Genomic DNA, 17,774 nt, shown 5'->3' on the forward strand with positions numbered 1-17,774 from the left:
CGACGAGAGTTCATTTATAGATTTTAATGCAGTCAAGATAAGGGCAGGACTAAAGAAATTCAGAAACGAGGATATAGGATTTGTGACAAGAGAAATGGATGAGCTAGCGAAAGACAATGGAAAGAATCTGGTAATAATTTTTGATGAGGCGCAAGAGCTTGCGAAGGTTAACGGAATTAATTTTTCCTCCGTGTTACACGATATTTATGACTATTGCAAAAACACGACCATCATATTTACTGGAAGTATGATCGGAATTTTGGAAAAAGTTCTAAAGAACATTGAGTACGAGAAACCCTTCTTTGGAAGGTATATAAGAAGAATTTACTTAGAAAGGTTTGACAGGGAAGCCAGCAAAGACTTTCTGATTAAGGGGTTTGAGGAGGAAGGGGTTAAAATTAGTGATGAAGTTTTAGAGGACGCTTTAAACAAGTTTGATGGCGTTCCTGGCTGGTTAACATTTTTTGGTTCTGAATACTCGTTCTCTTTAAAGCACGGTAAAGCGATAAAAGTGGATGATATAGTAAAAATGGCTATAAAAGAAGTAAAGGAAGAAGCCAAAGACTTTATTTTGAGCACACAATCAAAGGAACGCTATTCAGCGACAATTTTGGCGTTAGAAAGGCTTGGGGGCAAAGGCGAACTAAAACAAATCACCAAAGTTGCGAGTACGCTACTTGGAGAAGATGTTCCAGAACCTAGAATTTATGAAATATTAAACAGATTGCTGGATTATGGGTTCATAGAAAAACAAGCTGAAGAATACAGTTTGTTAAGGGATTTACCGAACAAAGTTGGNGTGGTAGAAGCCGCAAGCGAGNTGCTGAGCTCCCAGCACTAGAAGGGACAGGCTTGTCATTCACTTTATCAAATTCTTGAGGGCGCTTGGGCCTAGGGCTTGGGGCAATGCATCGTTTTGGTTTTAGGGTTGTTGAGGGCGTTTTCTCTGTTGTGAAGCGTTTGGTGAACGTGTTGGCGAGGTTTAATATGGTGAAGGAGGCGCTTATGCGTATTTGTATAATATTTTTGTGGCGTTGACGAGCTAGTGCCAGAAAAATACCTAGGAAGTGCGCACCAGAAAATCATGCAACACAGCACTAAAGAGAACACAGCACGACAAGAGGGAAAACCCCCTAGTTTTGTGTTCACATGATGAAGTACTCAACAAGCCTTGCCCTTTAGGATGGAGCGAAGATGGGTAAGGCCGACCCCCCTCCCCGCCATTTGGCGAGGGGTCCCCGAGGTTTGGGGGACGCCCCATTATGGGCGCCGCTCATTCCCCTGGCATTGCGGGGTCGGCCCATTCCCCACTGATTGAAGGGAAGCCAATTACCCCACCAACGCCAGGGCTTAGGCTTTACTCAGCCTTGAAAGGCGAGGGTCGTCGTTCATTTTATCACCAGGGCTCTCGTTTTAAGCCAAGCAGGTACGCAGCGGCATTAGTGGCTAAGTGAATTGGGGGAGTTAACAACACTGCTGCAATTATTATGGGGATGCTTATCGTAGTTGGATCAATTAGCCTAGTGACCAGTAATGCTGTCACTATGAAGTCCAACTGATCAAGAAATGGGGCTGGTGCACCCCTCGGTAAGCCTAGTCTCCGCTTTATGAATGCGCCAATTAGGTCCCCCACCAATGCCCAGAACGATAAGGAGAAGCAATCCAATAGGGTTGGGTAAATCATGGAATTGCCGCTGAACGATTCTATTATGGTCACGGTTAAGCCCCCTATCAGCGTTCCAGCCATGACTCCGAAAAGGAAGCCCTCAATGGTCTTGCCATCGCCCAGTATTCTCCTTCCATCCCAAAGGCATTTACCCATATCAATTGGCGTTCTCCTACTTATCAACTTAGAGGCGACCACTGGGGTGGCATTAGCTACATAGGCGGGCCAAATTATGATCAAGGCCTCCACAATGAGGCGGGGCAAATCCATAACTATCACGATCCTTTGCTATTGGATATCAATGACTTAACATATGAATCGCATTGAGCCTTATATGAGCAGTACCTACAATTAAGAGGCGACTCCCCGCGCACCCGGCGTGGGGTTAATGGGCAATTCCTGACATAATAAGTTGGGAAGCAATCGCTGCATATAACCGTGCTGCCCTTAATGTAGGCTACTTTAGCCGTATCCACCGTGGAGCCGCATATCGAGCACTTCACAGATGGCGAATTAGCGGCGGTTTAAAAACAAAACCCAACGCTCAAATTCATTGGATAAAAAGGGGATTAAGAAGAGGAATTGATTTTATTTATTGGGATGCGCCTTGAGGCAAGTAAGCCGGGTCCGAGAACTTCTCCTTTAGGCCCGACATGATGCCCCATGGATAGAACACGAGAAGCGATACTGCAACTGTTATTAATGTGGCTAAGTTGAAGGATATTATGTTTAATGCGCCATCGCTGCCTATATAAGTCATCACGAGCAGGAATGCTATGTATGCTATGTACCAAAGGGAATTAATGAAGTGCCTTAAATCCCTCATTGCTGTTCCCCGCACAATTGGAATTATTAATCCAAATATCGCGACGGCGCCCGTTAATAGGATAACCGCGTAGTACACCGTTATCCAGCCGCTCCAGAATATTATCAGCGACGCGGAGGCGAACGCTATTGGCGCTATTATGGAGCCGCCCGGTATCTTATACTTAGTAACTCCCTGCCTGCGCGACACTATCATGGCCACGGGATTCACGCTGAACCCCAGGTAACCGGCAACCACCGCATCCTCTATTAATCCATATATGCTGGGCACGGGTGCCGCTATGAATGCCAACACGGCTCCAACCAGCGCCGTTATGAGTAGGGCCCAGTACGGTATTGAGTACCTCTCGTGTATGTACTTCACTATGTTAGGCATTATCTGGGTCCTTCCCTGGGCGAAAAGCACTCTAGTGCCTCCCCCCAAGTATATGTAGCCCACCACGAATGGCCCTATTATGCCAACTATCACTGTTAAGATGAATAATAATTGCGCATTATAGTCATGGGCGATCGTTATGAATGGGTTACCCGGTATGTTGGCGACCGATGCCCAGGCGCCGGCACTCATGCCTAGCTTACTCCAATTTATGCCCGTGACGAAAACGAAGTCCAGCAATAAGTATATCAATAATTGGCCAATCACCACGAGAACAATCGCGAGGGGCAGTTTCCTATAGTTCCGGCTCTCCTCGGCGTAATCCGGCAATACCCTTATCCCTCCAAAGGCGAACATGGCGAAGGGTATGGCAAGGAATACCCCTGGGAAGCCGAAGGGCAGGAATCCATTATATGCAAATAGGTTTCTAGCGTCGAAGTAGGCCGCGGCTAAACCGATGGCTAGGGCTATGTAGAACACAAGCTTAACTGCGCCGAAGGACGCGGTTGAGCGGCCAAATGCCTTTACTCCATAATAATTGAACGGTATCATCAATATCATCAATAGAACCGCGACGACCGCGCCTATCAGCGTTGGTGCGCCGCTGCTGGTGACTAGGTTGGGGTAAAATACGGAGAGGCCATCCACTACTGCGAATGCCTCTATTGGAGGAATAAATATGTACCATATTAGGTCCGCCAAGGAGTTAATCATATTGGTGAACCAACCATGGGTATATAAGGCATATCTAGAGGGGCCGCCTGCCTCTGGATAAGTGGTGACTAACTCAGCGTAGGTTAATCCGATGAAGAAGTAGAATATGCCGCCCAATAACCATGCCAATACGCTGCCCGGCCCCGCTGATCCAGTCATTGCTGCGGTGCTAAATAATATTCCAGTGCCAACCGCCCCAGCTATCCCTATTATAACCAGCTCCGTGAATGAGAGCTCCTTCCTTAATTGGCGGCCCTCTGGTCTTACGTCATCTTGGCTCATAAATATGCTTTTCACATCTATTTTTAAGCATTATTCAAATATTTGATATACTTACAGTAACAAACATCAAATATAATTAATATAGTTGCTATTTAATTATTAAATTAATTAGAATTCATCCCTGACCCCGCCCCGGGATGATGTTTCCCGCTCCTTTATCAGCGTCCTCTTAGGATTAACCCAGTATGCCTTGAGCATACATGCTTCTTATGCTGCTTAATTCCCTAAACCTGGAGAGCCTGAATATATCTGCAAACGATCGTGGACGACCATATTCTATCGTTTCCGCTATCATTATTCCAAGCGCTGGAGATAGCTTGAAGCCGTGGCCGCTTAACCCAACGCAAGCTATCACGTTCCTTATCGGTTCGTCAAGTATGGGCATCCAGTCGGGCGTCACGTCATAGAGCCCGCCCCATCCATCCATGAATCCCATATTAAGGGCCCACTTAATCCTCCTAGCCGCGCTCTCCATATACTTAAGCGCCTCATCCATTCCAGGCCTATCCAATGGATTAAAGGAATCAGCATCATTCACAATGTTTAATCCAGGATCAAGGTCCCCCAACAATGCGCTGGAGCTGCCTTCAGGTCTTAAATAGAAGTTATTAATGGTGTCGAAAATTATGGGCATGCCCCTATCCGTCTTGACTCTAATCGTTTTCTCCGCTATTATGCTTATGGGAAGCTCCATTGGAAGCACCTTATTTGCCCAAACACCCACGGCCACTACATACTTATCCCCCCTTAATTCGCCGTGGCTGGATGTGATTATCCTTGGCTCATCATTCACAATCGAGAGATGCGCCTCATCGATGATAAATGAGGCGCCCAGTTCCTTGGCTCGGGCAGCGAATGCATTTGCAACCATGGTTGTATCGGCGTATCCAGCATCATTCTCCCACGCAATTAGCTCTCCCTCCCTTATCTCTGCATCTATTAATTCCTTGGCCTTCTCATGATCCATTAACTCAATATCAACACCTAATTCCCTCAGCATCTCCACATTTCTCTTCAGGTAATTATCGGCTATCACGAGGAGCCCCGTTCTCGTGAATGCATTGTCGCCGAACTCCTTATTGAATTCCTGGAAGAACCTCAAACTATAGAGGGCCATCTCGGCGACCTCCCTCACGCTATAGAATGCCCTCACTATGCCGGATGAGTAGGCGGTCATGCCTTGCCCAATGCCTCGCTTATCGATAACCGTTACCTTATAACCCCTCCTAGCCAAGTTATATGCTGCACTGCTTCCCGTGGAGCCTGCTCCTATTATTATGACATCGCTCCCCATAAAGCCCCCACGCGATTCCCACTTAATTAATTAACGCAAATATTGCGGCTCATCCAATTCATGATTTCCCTTAATACGCTGGGGATTTGAGGCCCCTCAAGCGATAGGCTAAGATAAGTGTTCCCCAATTAAGCTTTAAAATGCTTGTTTCAGCATCATTGATGTGTATCTATTCGACATTGCAGTGACCCTAATTGCAGTGCATTTCTTAGTGCCCATCACGTATTATGCAGTGGTGAGGGGTTGGCTGAGGAAGCCATGGCCTCAGGTGACCGGCATCGATCCGCCGACGGTATCCGTAATGATACCGACCTATAATGAGGCAAGCGTAATAGGGAAGAGACTGGAGAACATAGCTAAACAGGGGTATCCCCTGGATAAGCTGGAGGTGATTGTGATCGATTCAAGCAATGATGATACCGCCGACATAGCGACTAAGTGGGCTGAGAAGCTGGGGCTAAATCTGAAGCTGATCAGGGAGAGGGAGAGGAGGGGGAAGGCAATGGCATTAAATGCTGGATTAAGGCAGGCAAGCGGGGATATAATTGTTCTGGCTGATGCGGATGCCTTCTGGGGAGGAGGGGCGTTGCCGAACGCCGTCACATGGTTCTCCAATCAAGCCATTGGCGCTGTTTCATGCGTTAAGAAGCCCATTTCAGGAGGGGAAGAGGAGGAGACATATAGGGATCTCTATAATCTGCTTAGGATAGGGGAGAGCAAGAAGTACTCGACGCCCATTTTTCACGGCGAATTAGCGGCATTCAGGAGAAGCCTCCTGGATAAATTGGGGGGATTCCCAACGAATCTTGGCGCTGATGATAGTCACACCGCTACGAGGATAGTTGGGCTCGGCTTTAGATCCATTATCCCGGATAATGTTACATGCAGCGAAATAGTGCCTAATGAGGATTTCATCAATTGGAAAATAAGGCGGGCACAGCACTTGATACAGCACTTCATTGCAGCGATCAGGTTAAGGTATCCCAGGGAGTTTCTGCCAATACTGTCCGCTGAGTTCTATCTCCACGTGATTAATCCATGGATGCTAGCGCTAGGCATTGCCTTACTTGTGGCGAGCCATGGATTGCCGGCGATCGCGATTCTAGCCATAGGTGTGGCGGCAATTGCTTGGGGGCCCTATAGGACATGGATGCTGCAGCAAGTTTACCTGCTTGCAGCTAGCCTGCGAAATACCTATACTAAGGAATTAATATGGAGCAAGCAGGAAAAGCATGGCGTGGAGACCAGTGGATACAGCTGACCTCCTCCCCGCCTTTAGGGCGAGGCTTCCCAGAGGCCTAGAGGGATGCCCCATTATGGGCGATACTCGTTCCCCTGGCATTGTGGGGTCGGCTCCCCGCTCCTCACTGATTGAGGGGAAGCTATTACCTCACCAACACCAGGACTTAGGCTTTATCCCCCCAAAGGGCGAGGCTTGTAATCCATTTTATCAGTGTTTGGGCAGGAGGGGCCTCGTTAGGCATCGGATTCAATGATCATTTTTTTGGTTTATTGGAATTGGGCAAGAGGTAGCGCCACAGTTAAAAATGCTGAAGAGGGTAATTGGAGCATGGATAATATAGGGACTCTAGAGGATAATATTTTAATAATACTAAGGGACGGCGAGTACATCGAGGGAGAGGCCGCCCTATTATATAGTGAACTAAGCAATAAGGCTAGTGATCCGCTGGTTAAGACCGTGTTTCAAATAATTTATCACGACTCATTAAAGCACAAGGATGTATTATCGCTAATTGAGGACTTATTGATCAATACAGTTAAGATGCATGTAAATATAGAGTCCGTGATTAGCCAACGACGGAACTTGGATGCCATGGTTGCCCAAATGATCGATATAATAAGGGATGTACGGAACTCTGTGAGAGGCTCAATAACTATTAAGGAATTAAGCAATATAGCGGATAAACTAGAGAGACTGGAGGACATAGAGGAGACACAACTAACTAGTTACGAGTTCTTATCCAGCGCCATATCTAAATCAATGGATCCAAGAGTACAAGTAACCCAAGTACTTATCCAGAACATTATAAATGACGAGAAAACCCATAAGGACCTCCTCGAAAAAATCACCCAAATAACCTAGATTTTTATAATGATTACTCGGAGGCCTATTGTTTTAAATTAGATGAGGGGGAGGCAAGGGCAATTCAAGCCAATCGCGTTTAGATCAAAGCCGTAATGAATCCTCGTAAAGCCGCGGCGAAGCTCCATTACCTCCGGCTTAACCTTGTTCGGCTCCACTCCCTGAATAACCACCTTAGCTATTAGCCTAGCTACTTCACTCATCTCGCTGACACCCATGCCTACCCTAGTCATTTCCTGCACGCCCATCCTTATTCCGCTGGGCCTCACTGGGCTCTTGTCCCATGGAAGCATGTTCTTATTCACTATTATGTTTGCCTCCTCCAATGCCTTAGCGATTGGTCCACCGCCGCCGAATTTCGAGACATCCATGGCCACTTGATGCGTCGCGGTGAAGCCGTGCTCCTCCGCCACGACGGGTAATCCAAGGGAGTGAAGGGACTCCGCGAGGGCCTTGGCATTCCTCCTCACGGCGGCCGCGTACTCATCGCCGTAGGTCAGCATCTCTATGGCTGTAACTATCGTCGATGCATACCTGTGCAGGTGGTAATTGGATGTCATTACTGGGAACACGGATCTCTGTATTTCCTTGAAGAGGTCCTCCCTGGATGTGAAGATGACTCCTCCCTGGGGTCCCGGGAATGTCTTGTGAGTTGATGAGGTCATTATGTCGGCCCCCATCTCTAATGGGTTGGGGAATTGATGACCAGCTATTAATCCAAGGACGTGGGCCGAGTCATGCATTAGCACTGCGCCAACCTCGTGAGCCGCATCCGATAATTCCTTAATTGGGTGCGGAAACAGGTAGAGGGAGGCGCCGAGCAGCACTAGCTTTGGTTTCTCCTCGATTATTAATTTCCTGGCGGCATCCACATCAACATTAAAGGCATCCTGGCTCCAGGGCAGGTATGACACCCTTAACCCGAATGCCTTTGGCGCCCCCGTCTCATTATGACTTATGTGTCCCCCTGCGGCGGTTGGTAGGGATACTATTTTCTCGCCTAGCCCCGCCACTGAGTGATAAACGGCCATATTAGCCACGGTGCCTGATATGGGCCTTACATCGGTGAATTTTGATGAGAATAGCGTGGACATGAGGTCAACAAGCATTTGCTCAGCCTCATCTATTAGGGATACTCCCTGATAGTACCTTTTACCTATTGTTCCCTCCGCGTACCTACCCATCATATCGTTGAGGTAGAAGTACTCCGCCAGCGGCGACATAACGTTCTCGCTCGGTATTAAGTTAATTGTTTCCCGCCGCCGCCAAGTATTGTGCTTATCCATTATTGAGCGAAGCCTATTCAGCGATGCTAATGCTTCCTCCTCTCTCATTAACTGAACCAATGAGGAGCACTATTAAACACTGCGCCCACTACTCCCTGGAGTATAAGTAGGGTATTCCAAACATCTTGGCGAGATCCGGATTAAGGGATGCAACGTCCTCCCTGGATACCTCGTGAATATCATACTTCCCAAGCGCCGACACAAGCATCTGAGTCTCCACCTTAAGGGCCTCAATATAATTACTGACCCCCTCCTCGCCCTTAACCATGGCGGCGAGAATCATTGGGCGACCAATATAGATGCCGCTCGCGCCGAGCGCCACTGCCTTAACCACATGGGTTCCATTATACATCCTGCCCGCCAATAATAGGCTCACCCGGGCCCCGCCTAGTTTAGCGTCCATTATCTTCCTTAGCCCAACAATGGCTGGGTATCCTAGATCCTTCATCGCGACCGAGGGAGCCATGCCTGTTCCGCCTTCCTTTCCATCTATCACGACCGCGTCCGCGCCCTCCTCATCGGCTATCCTAATCACGTCAGAGACATCCCTGTAGGGGCCCGTCTTTATCCATATCCTGGCCCTCGGGTAGTTATTCCTCATCATTCTAATTGTTCCCCTAAGTATGTCCTGGGTAAACGTGCCTGGAACCGAGTACCTCTCCACGTACTTATCCCTAGTGCTCAGGGGATCCTTCAGGAAGTGGTACTTCTCCCTCACCTTAATCGCGTCCTCCCTCCTCATCCTTATCACGCCCCCAAGGCCCGGCTTAGCTCCCTGACCAACCTTAACCTCAAAGCCTATCCTGCCCTCCTCTATGAATGGCTCCAGATCCTTGTCGCTATAGACCTTGTTCCAGTGCTCATCATATGAGTCCTCAACGTTTTGCTGAATGAAGACGCCGCCATGCCCATCCAGGTTAGTTAGGTACGCCATGATTCTCTCCTTAAATGAGGGGTGAAGCCGGCTCCTCCTGGCTCCATACCCCCGGACAGTGGCCACGTTCTCCCCGATACCCATGGGTATGCCAGCCTTAGCTGCCGCCCGAGCCACTTGAATCGAGTACCTACTCGCAATGTCCGTGGAGCCCATTGATGCAACCACGAAGGGCAGCGACGACTTGAAGCCGCCCAGCTGCGTCTCCAGATTAACATCCGTGAACACTGGTTCCCGGAGGAGCTCCGCCATTTTCTCAAGCCTCCTGGGAGTGAATGCAGGGGGCATTAGGACTAAGTCATCCATGGAGAGGAAGCGAGGATAGTGGCGGCGAGTAACGGAGGACCCCAGAACAGCGGCGCCGTAACCGCCTAATTCCCCGAATGGATATGCACCCTCCTCGCCGCGCAGCGCCTTGATGGATATCTCATCAAATGGGTAATCATCGATGAACTCCCTTAACCCCCTCAGGAGCGAGAGACGGGCCCTCACCTTAACTAGAAGCTCCGCGACCTTCATTGCTATGCTGGACATGATTACCGCCTCAAGGAGACACTATGCCGGCTACCTTGGGATAGGGGCGAGCCTCCCAGACCCCCCTTAATCCACATAGGTAACGAACGAGCCGCTCCACCCCAATGCCGAAACCCGCGGTTTGGAGGGGATAATTCTCCCTAAGCATCTCCAGGTACCACCTATACTTATTGGGGTCCTCCCCAGACTCCCGCATCCTAGCTATCACTCGAGCCGGCTCGAATTCCCTCTCGGCCCCCGATATTGCCTCGCCAAATCCCTCCGGATACAGTAAGTCAAAGTCCCTCAGGTAGCCGGGCCTCTGCGGGTCCTCCCTATCATAGAAGCCGCGGGCGCCCTTGGGATACTCGTAAACCGCTATTGGCGAGGCATGACTGGCGGAGAGCGTTTTCTCACATTCCCACCGAAGCTCCGTGTTTCTGGGGTTACTGCACCCCAACTTATTCACTAACTCAACGGCCTCCGCATGAGTGTATCTAGGGAATGGATGCTTAAATTCCGGCAAGGCTCGGCCCAACTTCTCCAGGTCCCTTCCATGCGCATCGGCAACTACCTTAACGGCGTAATCCACTAAGTCCTCGGCCAGCGTAATCACTTCCTCGAGGGATGCATTCCTCACTTCGAGATCGATTTGATAGAACTCGACTAAGTGCCTCCCCGTCAGCGCGCTGTCATTTGGCTCTAGCCTTATATTGGGGGACACGAAGTATATCTTGCCTAGGGAGGAGGCTAGGTACTGCTTATAGAGTATGGCACTGCTCATCACCTTATACTCATGCCCATAGAAATCTATGGTGGCCTGCTTCGCGCCCCTTATTCCCGGATCAGTGACTGGGCCAATTATGGGCGCAAGCGCCTCGATGAATCCATGGGAATCCAGGAACTCCCTCACTGCATGCATGGCTGTGGCCTCGACTCGAAGCATTGTCCTGTATTTATCCTCCTTTATCCACCTCCATGAGCCTTGAAGCCACTTCTCGAGGAAATCAAGGAATTCTTTGCTGTTCCCAGTCATTTCCTCCAATTCAAGTATGGATTTATTAATGAATGTGGCCCTTAGTTCGGAATCCATTTGGCCATAAAGACATTACTAATTAAAAATATATTCAACTAATTGACTATTACTTAACGTTACTAATAGTTAATAATTCTATAATACCGCCGATAAAGTGGACAAAAGAAGAAGCCTCACTTAGAGGTGACTATCCTAATAACAGCTCTATGCCAAACACGCGCATCCAGGCCCAGCCTCTTCCCCGTCACTGCATCTATGGCGAACATTGCCTTGGAGGCAACATCGCTGTGAATGGATCTAGCCAAATCCAGCACAGTATAGTCGCCGGGAACCAGAACCACATCTGGAAGAACTCGGCCCTCGGTATCGGTGAATCTCTTCTCGTCGGCCACTGGGTAGACGGCGACCATTCCCAACACGTCGAGCACTGTCTTATTAATTGCCTGCGTCACTCCAGTGCCGCCCCACCGCTTCATTAAGTCAGCTATCTTATCCAACGCGGCCCTCTGGGGCTGCGGCAAGTCCTTGGCGATTACGGTGAAGGATGGATCGCCCGGCACATACTTAATGAGCCCCTTATTGGCGGCCTTCCTCAACGCTAACTCCGCCTCCGCGCTTGTTGGAACCACTTTATCCCCCAGCTCCTTCATCATTCTCCGCACGTTATCCTCGGCCTCCGGCACATCTATCTTATTGGCCGCTATGACTATTGGCTTCGAGCGGCGCCTAAGTAATTCAATGAATTGCTTCAAGTCATCCTCGCTCCAGGAATGAAGCGGCTTCTTATCCAGGCTCAACTCAACCAGCGTCGCGCTTATCATGGCTTCACTAATGCCTAGCCCGCTTAAGTGATCATAGAGGACCCCAATGAGCGGCTTCTTAGCGTAATCAACGAGCCTCGCCATCTTATCCCAGTCCTTCCTCATTATTTGAACAATCCACATTGTCACCTCGTTCTCAAGGAACTCCACGTCCAGCATTGGGTCACGGGAGCCCGGCCTCGTGATCCTGCCCTCCTCATCAGTCCCCCCAGAGGCATCAACCACATGTATGAGGGCGGAGGCGCGGCGGAGGTGATCCAGGAATTGGTTGCCAAGGCCACGTCCCTGCCATGCGCCAGGCACTAGTCCAGCCACGTCTATTAACTCGATCGGAATCAATCTATTCCCCTCAATGCAGATGGAGTTCCTCGGATTATCCTTGACGCCCAGCTCCGTGCAGACGCACCGTATCCGGACATGCCCCACGCCGATGTTGGGCTCCACGGTGGTGAAGGGGTAGGGAGCAATCTTGACGTCTATCATTGTGGCGGCAGCGAAGAACGTGGACTTACCCACATTAGGCTTGCCAACCACGCCAACCTGAGGAAGCGATTGAGTTACCATTTCATTAAAGAATGGGCAACAGCATAAAAAGCTTTACCGTAATGATTCCAGGCTCTCCGATATTCATCACTTCATTGAGTCACGGGAAGCAGTTAAGCGGTTCCTGGGCTGGGGAGAAACCATTATAACGGATGCCGCGGCGCCCGTATATGCTGGGTTTATTGATGATTCATTTGATGGGTGGGGCGCCCGTCGTGTTCCTGTTTCACGTTAAGGGATTCCTCATAGCGTTAACGACTAACTTCACGGCCACGGGCGCATTTGCGGCGGCCTATGAGTTAAACAATACTTCAGTCCTGAATTCAGCTCAATTCAATGGAGTTACATTAACCAATGCATTACCTCTTGGGGACTCCATATTATTAATTGGAGTAAATGGGTCTAGGCCGTTCATGGCCGCCATAAATACGACGAGTTGGCGAGTCATTAATGAAACGAGGATGTTGCCGGCTTCATTTCAGCCATATGCCGCCGCGTTCCTCGGCAATGAATTGGTGCTGGGCGGCTCCAGCAATGGACACGCCTCGCTTCTAGCCATAAATGGCTCCAACATAATTAATGAGACGAATGGATTGCCCAGTAATTACTTAAGCAGCGTCATAGTGCTTCTAGCTCCCCTTAATGACTCCTTGCTGGTGATATCGACGACCCAGTACCCCTCCATGTTAGTGGGGATATTGGGGCAAGGGGGATTCAAGGACCTAACCGGGAAGCTGCCCATTAATCCGAACCTGGTGTTTCCAACGGTGGTTGCCGTTAATGGGGATGAGGCATTCATAGGCGGCTTCAATGTATCTAAGGGGGAGAGCCCTGGGTTTTACTATTTCCAATTGAATCAATTGGAGTTCAGGCCAGTGGCGTTAATGCTAGTTAATGGAACATTCCATAACCTTGCGCCGATGCTGGGCATGGAGTACGGCGCCCTCTTCGACGCCGAATTCATAAACTCAACGGCGCTCGTGGTGGGGGGAGGTTACTTGCTGAACTCGGGGTGGGCTCCCTACATAGCCGTATTGAATCGAAATAACGTAGTTACATATCAATTGCCGATTAATGGAGCCGTATTCGCCGTGACTAAGGGCTTATTAGTTGGCGGCGGCACTAACGTATTCTATAACCTAACCATGCTGAGCGGGGAACCCTTCATCGCCACGGCAACCCAAGGCATCTCATTGACGAGCGGCGCGGGCAGGCCCAATCATTACGAGACAGATCTAGGGCTACTTGGCGAAGCCATAATAGTATCGCTTATAGCTGGGATCGGGGTGGGGCTCTTAATGATGAGCACGCTGGAAGATGAGAGGTGATTGGGGTTAGAGATCCTGAATTCCCTTAATTCTCTATATTTCTTTATTCCCCAGTCGCCGAGGCATTATACTTGGGGGGAAGCGTGGATAGCCAGGGCGGCTTGGAGAGGAATCTACGTATTGCTTTCTCTAGGTTTTTGGGGAGGGATGATAATTCAGCCTCGCTCCTTATCTTAATGATGGAGGCCGATCTCAAGGAGGCCGGCATTCTGGACAATTCCATTCTCACGGCCTCAGCCACATCCATGATCCGCCGCTTCTCCACCGCGAACCAACGGGTCCCAACTATGAATGGGCCCATGGATGCATTCACGTGCTTCCTGAGGAATTCAATGGATTCAGGCGCATAGACTAATGGACCCCTCATCAAGTTGAGGGGAGGGAGCTCCAGCGACTCTAACGCTATGAATACGGCGGCAATGGTCTCCTCATCCGTCCATTCCCCGCTTCGATACACCGTGAAACCCATGTTGCTGAGCACGTTGGATAATGAGGAGGAGGCGCGCCTTAATTGGCCCCAAACGGTGTCTGGAGGCTCATTTGCGGGGTAAGGCATTGCCAGCAGGAGTAATGGCGAGAATGCAGGCGATGGCTCGCCCTCCCTGAAGAATTCCAGGCTCGGGCTTAGCGTGAAGAGGTGAGCCATTGCCATGAATGTCGACATGGCTTCCTCGGTGACCGCGGCTGCAGCATTCCTGGATGCATCAACTGGATCAATTACGATGAGGGGGGAATTGAATATTTTTCGAGCCACTGATGGTGAGGCATAGTGCTTGCCTGGATCAAGCACGGTTTGATGGGGGCGCCATGACTTGGCGGATTCCAGGACGCCCAGGAAGGAGCCATAATTCACTATGAGTAGTTCCGTTAAGTACCCGCTGAAGCCGCCGACGCCTATCTCCGCACCGTAGATGCCGCCGACCCGCATGAATGCCTTGAGGAGCCGCACCTCGTTCTCCTTCCCCCTTAATTTATCCATCAAGTAAAGCGTGTGGAGAGGGGATCTATCCGTGGCTGTGAGGGGCTTCTCGCCGGGGCTTATCTTCATGCAGGGAACCACGTCCACTTGAAAGCCTCGATACTTAAGGGTGAGGTAGGGGTGCTGAGCATACCTAGTGCTCCAGGGAATACCGTTCTCTGTAGCTATCTCCGCCAGCAATTGAAGGGCTCTGCCGCTCTTTATGAACTCAACTCCGCGGTTCTTCGGTATTATAACGAATATATCGATGTCCCGGGACCCGGGAAGCCAAGTGCCATGGGCCACCGATCCCTGCAAGGTAACCTCCATATCCTCAAAACCCCTTCGCCGTAACCCATTGTTTAATTTGCCAATTAATTCTCTCGATGCCTCCCCTATTAGGCGCAACTCCTCCTCGCTTGGCTTTACGAGCCTCATTGCCTCCGCTAATACGTGCTCCACGGAGAAGGTCGGAGAGGTTTGGATTTAAACTATTGTTTAGGCCGTTACTCCCATTAGCGACTATTTGAGAATCAATACGGGTGACTTCATATGATATTACTTAGTTCTATAAAATTAATAAATATAGTTTTATTAGTTTTGAAGTAAAGCTTAAATAATAGCAAGTGATTTTGCGAATATGGAGAAGCAANATATCCTTGCCATCGCCCTAATGGTGATGGCGATCGCTCCAATAGCGTATTCGGTGCAGGTAACTCCATCGAATCCATACTATATAGGGACCGAGCTATTTAATTGCGGCCCATACTTACTCCCGCCTTATTACACCAATTCCTCCACTGCGCATCTAATAGTATTTACTTACTTAAACTTCGCGGGACTCAACAATACTATATATAATGAGTATTATAATTCCTCCTCGCCGTTATACCACACGTTCCTATCGCCGTCGCAATTCGACTCAATGTTTTCTCCCCCATCCTCGGTTGACTCGGAATTATCATCAATTGCCTCAAGCAATGGCTTAAGCGTCATAATGACGAGTCCATCGATGTTCGTCGCCAATGGAACCGCAAAGGAAGTAACTAACGCGATAAATTCGATATTAAGCGCAATCAATGCTAATCAGTCCTGGACTCAATGGGTATTGGTGGGCGAGTGCAATCCCGTTGGCGATTTCTTCACAAAACCAANAACGATTAGCGGGATACGCGTGGAGTCCAATGGAACCACGGCAAGCATTGAGAAGAAGGTTGCCCCCATTATTCCACCGCTTGAAAGCATTAATCCGGGCTCCACGAGCTATAAGTCAATCGTTTCAGTTAATGGGAAGCCGGTGGCCATAGAGATGAGGAGCCAAGGCGCCTCTGTGCGTTCATTCCTTGGATCGCCGCAGGAGTTCCTCTTTAGTTTCCCATTTGAGATGTATTTCCCCCAGGGAATGCAATTGCTCTATAACGTCACGCCCCTACTAGCGAATGGATATAATGGTAGTGGAATAACGATGGGCATAGTTGACGCATTCGGCGATCCCGCATGCAATGCAAGCGGCGCGGCGCTCACGCCATACACTAATCAAATAACGAGGGACGCCGACATATTCTCCACAGCTTTTGGTTTACCTAATGTGAGCTTGACCTCCATATACCCAATGGGTACGCCGCCCATAACTCCCCTAAATGCCTATTTGGCCTGCGGCTGGGGAGGCGAGTCCGTTCTTGATGTTGAGTGGAGCCACTCCATAGCGCCGGGAGCCAAGATAGTGTTCGGGGTATCCCCGGATAGCGGCGACGATTTATACGCCACTGTTGAGTACATGGTTAATAATGGATTGGCGAACTTCATTAGCCTCTCCTGGGGCGCGCCAGAGGATGCTATGGATCCATGGTACGCATTGGCTTACCACGAGATATTCCTACAAGCCGCGGCGGAGGGCATAGGCGTATTCGCCAGCAGCGGCGATAGCGGGGCATATGAGGATGTAATTGGTTACCCGTACCAAAGCGCCCTTTACCCCTCTGTTGACCCAATGGTTACTGGAGTCGGCGGAACCAGCAACTACATATTCCCATGGAATGGGCATGAATTCACGTTTGCCTGGAACTTCTATGACTTCGGCGTACCCCCGTTCTTTGGAGACACCAACTTCTGGGGGAGCGGGGGTGGATACTCCATTTTCTACGCTATGCCGCTTTATCAGTACCTCTACGCATTTGGCGGACCCATGGGCTTAATGGAGGGTTACAGGTTCTTCGAGAGGAGTAGCTTCCTCCCATTCATATGGGGTTACCTAATCAATGGGGGGCCGGTGCCGACCGAGGGCTTGCCGCTGTATAGGTCAGTGGAGTACTTCCTGGAGCCGGGGCTCTACAGCGCCGTTGGTGCACGTGGATACCCCGACTTAAGCGCCGACGCCAACCCAATAACTGGAGTGCCCATAGTAATAAATGGCTCCTTCTCGCCATTCATATGGGGAGGCACTTCCCTTGCTTCCCCATTAACCATGGCTATGACATCGGTTTGGCAGAGCTATATTAATGGCAAGGGCATTAATTACAAGATCGGACAAGCGGCGCCCGTGATGTATCAATTATGGTACATGCTGGGCAGGAACGCGTTCACCGGTAACCACCCGATATTCATTAATGTGCAGTATGGATTCAACGGCGCCAATAGCGCAACGGGTTGGATGGTTAGGCCATATGAGTGGAACCCCGTTACTGGCATTGGCAGCCTAAACGTGGGCAACCTAGCCTACTACGGCACTCCGCTACTCAAGTAAACAAATCAAAACAAATAAATCCTTTATTCCAATAGAGTCTCTCTAGGATCTTCTTTCTGATCTGCCGAGGAGGATCTCGCATAGATCACAGCCCAGCCCTCATGGATGGGGTCTCCAGTGAGATAGATTGTAGCGATTGGCCCCAACCTAAGGGGATCTCGCTTCTCATTAGGGAGTTGGATGGCCCCCTCCCCTTTAACTTTATGGGGGTTAAGGGATGGAGGGCCCCTTCCGTGAGGGCAGGGGGTAGTTCGCCTGTGGGGTGTTCTGGTTAATCGTTTTGTTAAGGGTCTCGTGTTGGTTGAACTGTTCCAAGTATAATTGAATTGATTGCTAGGCATTGTTCCACGG

General features: G+C 49.7%; 14 protein-coding genes. 5 read left to right on the forward strand and 9 right to left on the reverse strand.

The features are described 5' to 3' along the window. The coding region (locus AT710_05615) for an ATPase (GenBank protein ID KUO91795.1) at positions 1-841 on the forward strand (841 nt) is incomplete at its 5' end. Positions 842-1,396: 555 nt separating this feature from the next. On the opposite strand, the gene AT710_05620 is transcribed toward AT710_05615, so the two are convergent. From AT710_05620 to AT710_05635, 4 genes are all read right to left on the reverse strand, one after another. Next, positions 1,397-1,936 carry a hypothetical protein gene (locus AT710_05620; protein KUO91807.1) on the reverse strand — a complete coding sequence of 180 codons (540 nt, stop codon included), beginning with the start codon at positions 1,934-1,936 and terminating at the stop codon, positions 1,397-1,399. A gap of 5 nt (positions 1,937-1,941) precedes the next feature. Then, a complete protein-coding gene (locus AT710_05625; GenBank protein KUO91796.1) occupies positions 1,942-2,169 on the reverse strand; it encodes a hypothetical protein in 228 nt (75 codons plus the stop codon). An 89-nt stretch (positions 2,170-2,258) separates the two neighbouring features. Further along, positions 2,259-3,863, reverse strand: a complete 1,605-nt coding sequence (locus AT710_05630) for an amino acid transporter (GenBank protein ID KUO91797.1) — start codon at positions 3,861-3,863, stop codon at positions 2,259-2,261. A 175-nt stretch (positions 3,864-4,038) separates the two neighbouring features. Beyond that, entirely contained in the window at positions 4,039-5,157 is a 1,119-nt protein-coding gene (locus AT710_05635) for a hypothetical protein (GenBank protein ID KUO91798.1), read from the reverse strand. 163 nt (positions 5,158-5,320) lie between these two features. On the opposite strand from AT710_05635, the gene AT710_05640 reads away from it, so the two are divergent. Then, the gene (locus tag AT710_05640) at positions 5,321-6,418 is read left to right on the forward strand and encodes a glycosyl transferase (protein KUO91799.1); all 1,098 of its coding nucleotides are present in this window, start codon (positions 5,321-5,323) and stop codon (positions 6,416-6,418) included. Positions 6,419-6,727: 309 nt separating this feature from the next. After that, on the forward strand, positions 6,728-7,261 hold the full coding sequence (locus AT710_05645; GenBank protein ID KUO91800.1) for a hypothetical protein: 534 nt from the start codon (positions 6,728-6,730) through the stop codon (positions 7,259-7,261). A gap of 38 nt (positions 7,262-7,299) precedes the next feature. On the opposite strand, the gene AT710_05650 is transcribed toward AT710_05645, so the two are convergent. The 4 genes from AT710_05650 to ychF form a co-directional block, all read right to left on the reverse strand. Next, positions 7,300-8,595 carry a serine hydroxymethyltransferase gene (locus AT710_05650; GenBank protein KUO91801.1) on the reverse strand — a complete coding sequence of 432 codons (1,296 nt, stop codon included), beginning with the start codon at positions 8,593-8,595 and terminating at the stop codon, positions 7,300-7,302. A gap of 40 nt (positions 8,596-8,635) precedes the next feature. Next, positions 8,636-10,000, reverse strand: a complete 1,365-nt coding sequence (locus AT710_05655; GenBank protein ID KUO91808.1) for a glutamate synthase — start codon at positions 9,998-10,000, stop codon at positions 8,636-8,638. A gap of 25 nt (positions 10,001-10,025) precedes the next feature. Next, a complete protein-coding gene (locus AT710_05660) occupies positions 10,026-11,087 on the reverse strand; it encodes an asparagine ligase (protein KUO91802.1) in 1,062 nt (353 codons plus the stop codon). 116 nt (positions 11,088-11,203) lie between these two features. Continuing rightward, positions 11,204-12,415 carry a translation-associated GTPase gene (ychF, locus tag AT710_05665; protein ID KUO91803.1) on the reverse strand — a complete coding sequence of 404 codons (1,212 nt, stop codon included), beginning with the start codon at positions 12,413-12,415 and terminating at the stop codon, positions 11,204-11,206. 149 nt (positions 12,416-12,564) lie between these two features. On the opposite strand from ychF, the gene AT710_05670 reads away from it, so the two are divergent. Next, positions 12,565-13,722 carry a hypothetical protein gene (locus AT710_05670; protein ID KUO91804.1) on the forward strand — a complete coding sequence of 386 codons (1,158 nt, stop codon included), beginning with the start codon at positions 12,565-12,567 and terminating at the stop codon, positions 13,720-13,722. A gap of 43 nt (positions 13,723-13,765) precedes the next feature. Here AT710_05670 and AT710_05675 read toward each other — a convergent pair whose 3' ends face one another. Continuing rightward, positions 13,766-15,142, reverse strand: coding sequence for a hypothetical protein (locus tag AT710_05675; protein ID KUO91805.1), 1,377 nt, complete (start codon positions 15,140-15,142; stop codon positions 13,766-13,768). A gap of 178 nt (positions 15,143-15,320) precedes the next feature. On the opposite strand from AT710_05675, the gene AT710_05680 reads away from it, so the two are divergent. After that, positions 15,321-17,423, forward strand: a complete 2,103-nt coding sequence (locus AT710_05680; protein KUO91806.1) for a hypothetical protein — start codon at positions 15,321-15,323, stop codon at positions 17,421-17,423. The last annotated feature ends 351 nt before the right edge of the window (positions 17,424-17,774 follow it).

This window comes from Thermocladium sp. ECH_B, assembly GCA_001516585.1.
Lineage (GTDB): Archaea > Thermoproteota > Thermoprotei > Thermoproteales > Thermocladiaceae > Thermocladium.

Bases quoted from the DNA above. Each gene is read 5' to 3' on its own strand.
- AT710_05645 (KUO91800.1), top strand. From the start codon at position 6,728: ATGGATAATATAGGGACTCTAGAGGATAATATTTTAATAATACTAAGG.
- AT710_05670 (KUO91804.1), top strand. From the start codon at position 12,565: ATGCTGGGTTTATTGATGATTCATTTGATGGGTGGGGCGCCCGTCGTG.
- AT710_05630 (KUO91797.1), bottom strand. From the start codon at position 3,863: ATGAGCCAAGATGACGTAAGACCAGAGGGCCGCCAATTAAGGAAGGAG.
- AT710_05650 (KUO91801.1), bottom strand. From the start codon at position 8,595: ATGAGAGAGGAGGAAGCATTAGCATCGCTGAATAGGCTTCGCTCAATA.
- AT710_05635 (KUO91798.1), bottom strand. From the start codon at position 5,157: ATGGGGAGCGATGTCATAATAATAGGAGCAGGCTCCACGGGAAGCAGT.
- AT710_05660 (KUO91802.1), bottom strand. From the start codon at position 11,087: ATGGATTCCGAACTAAGGGCCACATTCATTAATAAATCCATACTTGAA.
- AT710_05620 (KUO91807.1), bottom strand. From the start codon at position 1,936: ATGGATTTGCCCCGCCTCATTGTGGAGGCCTTGATCATAATTTGGCCC.
- ychF (KUO91803.1), bottom strand. From the start codon at position 12,415: ATGGTAACTCAATCGCTTCCTCAGGTTGGCGTGGTTGGCAAGCCTAAT.
- AT710_05655 (KUO91808.1), bottom strand. From the start codon at position 10,000: ATGAAGGTCGCGGAGCTTCTAGTTAAGGTGAGGGCCCGTCTCTCGCTC.